At 70.9% G+C, this 6920-nt stretch carries 5 protein-coding genes; 2 read left to right on the top strand and 3 right to left on the bottom strand.

All coding sequences use genetic code 11. The features are described 5' to 3' along the window. Positions 1-219: 219 nt before the first annotated feature. From ACZ34W_RS38155 to recD2, 3 genes are all read right to left on the bottom strand, one after another. On the bottom strand, positions 220-939 hold the full coding sequence (locus tag ACZ34W_RS38155; RefSeq protein WP_329489906.1) for an SDR family NAD(P)-dependent oxidoreductase: 720 nt from the start codon (positions 937-939) through the stop codon (positions 220-222). A 507-nt stretch (positions 940-1446) separates the two neighbouring features. Next, a complete protein-coding gene (locus ACZ34W_RS38150; RefSeq protein ID WP_329489905.1) occupies positions 1447-2736 on the bottom strand; it encodes a citrate synthase in 1290 nt (429 codons plus the stop codon). A 224-nt stretch (positions 2737-2960) separates the two neighbouring features. Continuing rightward, positions 2961-5198, bottom strand: coding sequence for an SF1B family DNA helicase RecD2 (gene recD2, locus ACZ34W_RS38145; RefSeq protein WP_465611029.1), 2238 nt, complete (start codon positions 5196-5198; stop codon positions 2961-2963). A gap of 154 nt (positions 5199-5352) precedes the next feature. Here recD2 and ACZ34W_RS38140 point away from each other — a divergent pair, with 154 nt between their 5' ends. Next, positions 5353-6144, top strand: a complete 792-nt coding sequence (locus ACZ34W_RS38140; protein WP_465611027.1) for a VOC family protein — start codon at positions 5353-5355, stop codon at positions 6142-6144. A 176-nt stretch (positions 6145-6320) separates the two neighbouring features. Beyond that, a complete protein-coding gene (locus ACZ34W_RS38135; RefSeq protein WP_329489902.1) occupies positions 6321-6773 on the top strand; it encodes a GNAT family N-acetyltransferase in 453 nt (150 codons plus the stop codon). The last annotated feature ends 147 nt before the right edge of the window (positions 6774-6920 follow it).

Genomic DNA, 6920 nt, shown 5'->3' with positions numbered 1-6920 from the left:
GGCTACAACCTCGCCGCCCTCCCCCTCGCCGCCACCGGCCTCCTGAACCCCATGATCGCCGGCGCCACCATGGCCTTCTCCTCCGTCTTCGTGGTCACCAACAGCCTCCGGCTGCGCCGGTTCCAGCCCGCCGACCGGCCCTGAGACCGCGCCCCCGCAACGCCGAGGGGCCCGCCACCGCGCGTGCGGTGGCGGGCCCCTCGGCGTCTCCCGGAGCGGTCAGCGCCCGAGCAGCTCGCCGCCGTTGCAGTGCATGATCTCGCCGGTGATGAAGCCGGCCTCCGCCGAGGCCAGGAAGTAGACCGCCGCGGCCACCTCGCCCGCCTCGCCGATCCGGCCGAGCAGCGTCCGGGCCGCCCGGCGGGACACCTCGGCCTCGTCCAGCCGGGGGCCGAAGAACTCGGTGCCCGCCACGGTGCCCGGGGCGACGATGTTGGCCGTGATCCCCGAGGTGCCGAGCTGCGCGGCCAGGAAGTGGTTCCAGGCGTGCAGCGAGGCCTTGGCAGCCCCGTACGAGCCGGCGCCGCTCAGGGCGGCGATCGAGCTGACCGTGACCACCCGGCCCGAGCCCGGGGTGAGCCGGTCGCGGATGGACTCGGTCAGCAGCACCACGGTCAGCACATTGCGCTCGAAGTCGCCGCGCCAGCGGGCCAGCAGGGCGTGCGGCCCGCCACCGATCACGGTCTCCCGGCTGCCGGCGTTGTTCACCAGCACGTCGATCCGCTCCGGCAGTTCACCCAGCGCAGCCTCGACGTCGTCGGGGTCGGCGAGGTCGCGGACCAGTGGGGTGACGTTCGGTCCGAGGTCGGCCGCGGCCCGTTCGAGCACCGCCCGCCGACGGCCGACGATCACCACCCGTTCGCCCGCCTCGGCGAACCGCCGCGCCACTTCGTACCCGATACCCGTGCCACCACCGGTGACGACGACGTTCCTGGCCATCTGCGCACTCCCTCCCCAGTTCCGCCGCCACGCTGCGAGGGTGCGGGGCGGTCCGTACCGGAATGCCACGATTCCTATCACGCTCGGTTGCCGTGACTGCGGGGAGGGTGACGTAGCCGCCGCCGGGAGGTGTGATATGGGCGGGCCACAGCCCGCACACGGAGCGTGGCGAGAGGCAGCTCACACCCCCCGGGCGTAACTTCTCGCACCCTGATACGTCTTAGGTTGGTAGTGCGGCAGTTTTTCGGTGGGCGGAGACGTGGCGAACGGCATCACGTCGCCGCACGGCCACCACTGCCGCCGACGGGGCTCCGGCGGGCCCCGGGACGGTCGCCGACGGTTGGCGGCCTTCGCGCACGACGCCGGGGTGTGGCGGGTCTGGGACGCTTTGAGCGGCCGTCCCCGGCTGCGGCCGCCCCGGAGTCGTGCGCTGTACCTCTCCCACCCCCGTGCGGGACGGTGAAGGGCCCGGCCGCGTGAAGCGGCCGGGCCCTTTCAGGTCCTGCGTCAGCGGGCTTCGAGGCCCACGTAGTCGCGGATCGCGGTGCCGGTGTAGATCTGGCGCGGACGGCCGATCCGGCTGGTCGGGTCGTTGATCATCTCGTGCCAGTGGGCGATCCAGCCCGGCAGCCGACCGAGGGCGAACAGCACGGTGAACATGCTGGTCGGGAAGCCCATGGCGCGGTAGATCAGGCCGGTGTAGAAGTCCACGTTCGGGTAGAGCTTGCGCGAGACGAAGAAGTCGTCCTGGAGCGCGTGCTCCTCCAGCTTGAGCGCGATGTCGAGCAGCTCGTCGGACTTGCCGAGCTGGCCGAGCACCTCGTGCGCCAGCAGCTTGACCTGCGCGGCGCGCGGGTCGAACGCCTTGTACACGCGGTGGCCGAAGCCCATCAGCTTGACGCCGTCCTCGCGGTTCTTCACCTTGCGAATGAACGCGTCGACGTCGCCGCCGTCCTTCTGGATGCTCTCCAGCATCTCCAGCACGGCCTGGTTCGCGCCGCCGTGCAGCGGGCCCCAGAGCGCCGAGATGCCGGCCGAGATCGAGGCGAACTGGTTCGCGTGGCTGGAACCCACCAGGCGGACGGTGGAGGTCGAGCAGTTCTGCTCGTGGTCCGCGTGCAGGATCAGCAGCTTGTCCAGCGCGTTCACGACGACCGGGTTGAGCTCGTAGTCCTCGGCGGGGACGGCGAAGGTCATCCGCAGGAAGTTCTCGACGTAGCTCAGGTCGTTGCGCGGGTAGACGAACGGCTGGCCGACCGACTTCTTGTACGCGTAGGCCGCGATCGTCGGCAGCTTCGCCAGCAGGCGGACCGTCGACAGGTGGCGCTGGGCGGCGTCGAAGGGGTTGTGGCTGTCCTGGTAGAAGGTGGACAGCGCGCCGACGACCGAGGACAGCATCGCCATCGGGTGGGCGTCGCGCGGGAAGCCCTGGTAGAAGCGCTTGACGTCCTCGTGCAGCAGGGTGTGCTGGGTGATCTCGCGGTTGAACTCCGACAGCTGGTCCGCGGTCGGCAGCTCACCGTTGATCAGGAGGTACGCGGTCTCGATGAAGCTGCCCTGCTCGGCGAGCTGCTCGATCGGGTAGCCGCGGTACCGCAGGATGCCGTTGTCACCGTCCACGAAGGTGATCGCGGACTTGTACGCGGCGGTGTTACCGAAGCCGTTGTCCAGGGTGACCAGGCCGGTCTGCGGGAGCAGCTTCGAGATGTCGAAGCCGGCGTTGCCCGCAGTGCTCTCGACGACGGGGTACTCGTACTCGCCGTCCTGGTACCGCAGTACTACCGAGTTGTCGCTCACGTCTTCCTCACCGACGAAATGAATCCTCTTCCAAGGTGCCCTGACTGTCTCTACCATCCCCCATCTGGCGGACAGCCGCGCACCCGGGGTGGCCCGAAAGGGACCGCCCCTACAAAACCTGCCGCCGCAGCCGGTACGAACCGGACAAGATCGGCACCACTCCAGGCTCTGCCGTAAATCTCTTCACGTCAAGAGAACAATAGAGGCAACCATCCGTTGGAGAATCATCCAGTCGCCAGCCGATGATCCAGCGCGGCGTGCCTCCTACCTGCGCTGACGGTGCGAACGGCCTGTCCGATCGCCTTCCGTGACCCCACCAGCACTACGAGTTTCCGCGCCCTGGTCACGGCGGTGTAGAGCAGGTTCCGCTGGAGCATCGTCCAGGCGGACGTGGTGACCGGAATCACCACCACTGGGTACTCGCTCCCCTGCGACCGGTGGATCGTCACCGCGTACGCGTGCGCCAACTCGTCCAGCTCGTCGAAGTCGTACGGCACCTCCTCGTCCTCGTCGGTGACCACCGTCAATCGCTGGTCGTCCACGCTCAGTGAGGTCACCACTCCCACGGTGCCGTTGAAGACCCCGTTGCGCCCCTTGTCGTAGTTGTTGCGGATCTGGGTGACCTTGTCCCCCACCCGGAACGTCCGGCCGCCGAACCGGCGCTCCGCCAGCCCCTCCCGGGCCGGCGTCACCGCCGCCTGCAGCAGCGTGTTCAGGTTCCCCGCGCCCGCCGGCCCCCGGTGCATCGGCGCCAGCACCTGGACGTCCCGGCGCGCGTCGTACCCGAAGCGCTGCGGGATCCGCCGCGCCACCACGTCCACCGTCAGCCCGGCCGCCTGCTCGGCGTCGTCCTCCACGAACAGGAAGAAGTCCGGCAGGCCCTCCGTCAACGGCGGCAGGCCCTCGTTGATCCGGTGCGCGTTGGTCACCACGCCCGACTGCGCCGCCTGCCGGAAGATCCTGGTCAGCCGCACCGAGGGGATCGGGCCGCCGTCGGCCAGCAGGTCCCGCAGCACCTCGCCGGCGCCCACCGACGGCAGCTGGTCCACGTCCCCCACGAACAGCAGGTGCGCTCCCGGCGCCACCGCCTTGACCAGCTTGTTCGCCAGGATGAGGTCCAGCATCGAGGCCTCGTCGACCACCACCAGGTCGGCGTCCAGCGGGCGGTCCCGGTCGTAGGCCGCGTCCCCGCCCGGCCTCAGCTCCAGCAGCCGGTGCACCGTCGAGGCCTCCACCCCGGTCAGCTCCGCCAGCCGCTTCGCCGCCCGGCCGGTCGGCGCCGCCAGGACGACCTTCGCCCGCTTCGCCAGCGCCAGCGTCACGATCGACTTCACCGTGAACGACTTGCCGCAGCCCGGACCGCCCGTCAGCACCGCCACCTTCTCCGTCAGGGCCAACCGCACTGACTGCTCCTGCTCCGGAGCCAGCTCCGCCCCCGTCCGCTTCGCCAGCCAGCCGAGCGCCGCCGGCCAGTCCACGTCCACGAACCACGGCATCCGGTCCGACTCCGAACGCAGCAGCCGCAACAGCTGGTTGGCCAGCGAGATCTCGGCCCGGTGGAAGGGCACCAGGTACACGGCGGTGATCGGCTCCCCCGCCTCCCCCGGCACCGCTTCGCGCACCACCCCCTCCGCGGCCACCAGCTCCGCCAGGCAGTCGATCACCAGCCCGACGTCCACCTGGAGCAGCTTCACCCCGTCCGCGATCAGCCGTTCCTCGGGCAGGTAGCAGTGCCCCTGGTCGCTGCTCTGCGACAGCGCGTACTGCAGGCCCGCCTTCACCCGCTCCGGACTGTCGTGCGGGATGCCCACCGCCTGCGCGATCCGGTCCGCCGTCAGGAAGCCGATGCCCCAGACGTCCGACGCCAGCCGGTACGGCTCGTTCTTGACCACCCCGATCGAGCCGTCCCCGTACTGCTTGTAGATCCGCACCGCGAGCGACGTCGACACGCCGACCCCCTGCAGGAAGACCATCACCTCCTTGATGGACTTCTGCTCCTCCCAGGCCGCCGCGATCTTCTTGGTGCGCTTCGGCCCGAGCCCCGGCACCTCGATCAACCGGCCCGGCTCGTTCTCGATCACCTCCAGGGTGTCCACCCCGAACCGCTCCACGATCCGCTCCGCGAACCGCGGCCCGATCCCCTTGATGAGCCCCGAGCCGAGGTAGCGCTGGATGCCCTGGATCGTCGCGGGCAGCACCGTCGTGTAGTTCTCCACCACGAACTGCTTGCCGTACTGCGGGTGCGACCCCCACCGCCCGTGCAGCCGCAGCGACTCCCCCGGCTGTGCCCCCAGCAGCGCGCCCACCACCGTCAGCAGGTCGTTCGCACCGCGCCCGGTGTCCACCCGGGCGACGGTGTAGCCCGTCTCCTCGTTGGCATAGGTGATCCGCTCCAGCACGCCCTCGACCTGAGCGAGCTGGCGCGGCAGCGGCGGCTGGTCCGCCTGCGCCTGCCTGGCCACCGGGCCCCCCTTATCCGTGCGGGTGCAGTTTCGCTACGCACCGTACCGCCCGGGTGCGACACCGGGCGTCCTGATGCCAGTCTGGAGGGCAGCGGGGGGCGCCGACACCGCCCGTGCCCCGCCGCGACGGGCCCGTTCAAGGAGCACCGCCACCATGCTCAGCACCGCCTTCACCCCCGGCTCCCCGAACTGGCTCGACCTCGCCAGCCCGGACATCGCCGCGTCCGCGGTCTTCTACAACACCGTGTTCGGCTGGACCTTCGCCACGGCGGGGCCCGAAGGGGGCGGCTACGGCTTCTTCCAGCAGGACGGCCGCACGGTCGCCGCCCTCGGACCGCTCAACGAGAACGCGGACCGCCCCGGCTGGACGATCTACTTCAACACCCCCGACGCCGACCGGACCACCACGCTCGTCGAAGCCGGCGGCGGCACCGTCCGCTTCGCCCCGTTCGACGTCTTCAACAGCGGCCGGATGGCCGGTTACCGCGACCCCACCGGCGCCGAGTTCGCCGTCTGGCAGCCGCACGCCACCCGCGGCCTGGACACCGTCACCGATCAGGGCACCTTCTGCTGGGCCGAGTGCTACAGCGTCGACGCCGACGCGGCCAAGGAGTTCTACCGCGGCGTCTTCGGCTGGCAGGAGCAGGACGTCCCGCTCGGCGAGGTGGCGTACACCGTCCTCACCCCGGCCGGCGGCGGTACCGACGACGCCCACGGCGGCATCATGCAGCTCGGCCCCGAGCAGACGGCCGCGGGCACCGGCTCGCACTGGCTCCCCTACTTCGAGGTCGCCAACGTGGACGCCGCCCTCGCCCTGGCCGACCAGCTGGGCGCGACCGTCCGCATCCCCGCGATGGACGTGCACGGTGTCGGCCGACTGGCCCAGCTCCTCGACCCGCACGGGGCGGTCTTCGCCGTCATCACCAGCGCGCTGCCCGGCGAGTGACGCCGGATCACCTCGCCGCTCCACCCCTCGGGCACACCCGGGCGGCCCCCTCGGCGGCCTCTCGGCGGCCTCTGACGGGCCCAGGCGGGCCCCGCGGGCGCGCGGGGCGGGCAGAGAACGGACCCGAGCCCCGGACGGGCCCCTCCGCGCCCCAGGGGCTCGCCTAGGCTGTGATCATGAACGACCTGACGATCCGCCGCGCCACCGCCGACGACCTGCCGGCGATAGTGGCCATGCTCGCCGACGACCCCCTGGGCGCCGCCCGCGAGAGCCCCGACGACCTCTCCCCCTACCGGACGGCCTTCGCCCGGATCGACGCCGACCCGCACCAGCACCTCGTGGTCGCCGAGCGGGCCGGCCGGACCGTCGGAACGCTCCAGCTGACGGTGGTGCCCGGGCTCTCCCGCAAGGGCTCCACCCGCACCATCATCGAGGCCGTCCGGATCCACGCGGACGAGCGCGGCACCGGCCTCGGCACCGACCTGATCCGGTGGGCGATCGACCGCTCCCGCGAACTCGGCTCCGACCTCGTCCAGCTCACCTCGGACGCGACCCGGACCGACGCCCACCGCTTCTACGAGCGCCTCGGCTTCGTCCCCTCGCACCTCGGGTTCAAGCTCGCCCTGTAGTCCCCCGGCCCGTTCCACACCCGCAATTCCACGTTTCCGGGTCTGCCCTGGAAACGCAAAGAACCCCCCGATCCGTACGGATCGGGGGGTTCTTCACAATGATTGTTCGGCGGCGTCCTACTCTCCCACAGGGTCCCCCCTGCAGTA

It is taken from the genome of Kitasatospora sp. NPDC022856 (assembly GCF_055561235.1).
Note: the sequence above shows the minus strand (reverse complement) of the source record. Positions and strands in the feature narration are given on the sequence as shown.

Bases quoted from the DNA above. Each gene is read 5' to 3' on its own strand.
- ACZ34W_RS38155 (WP_329489906.1), bottom strand. From the start codon at position 939: ATGGCCAGGAACGTCGTCGTCACCGGTGGTGGCACGGGTATCGGGTAC.
- ACZ34W_RS38140 (WP_465611027.1), top strand. From the start codon at position 5,353: ATGCTCAGCACCGCCTTCACCCCCGGCTCCCCGAACTGGCTCGACCTC.
- ACZ34W_RS38135 (WP_329489902.1), top strand. From the start codon at position 6,321: ATGAACGACCTGACGATCCGCCGCGCCACCGCCGACGACCTGCCGGCG.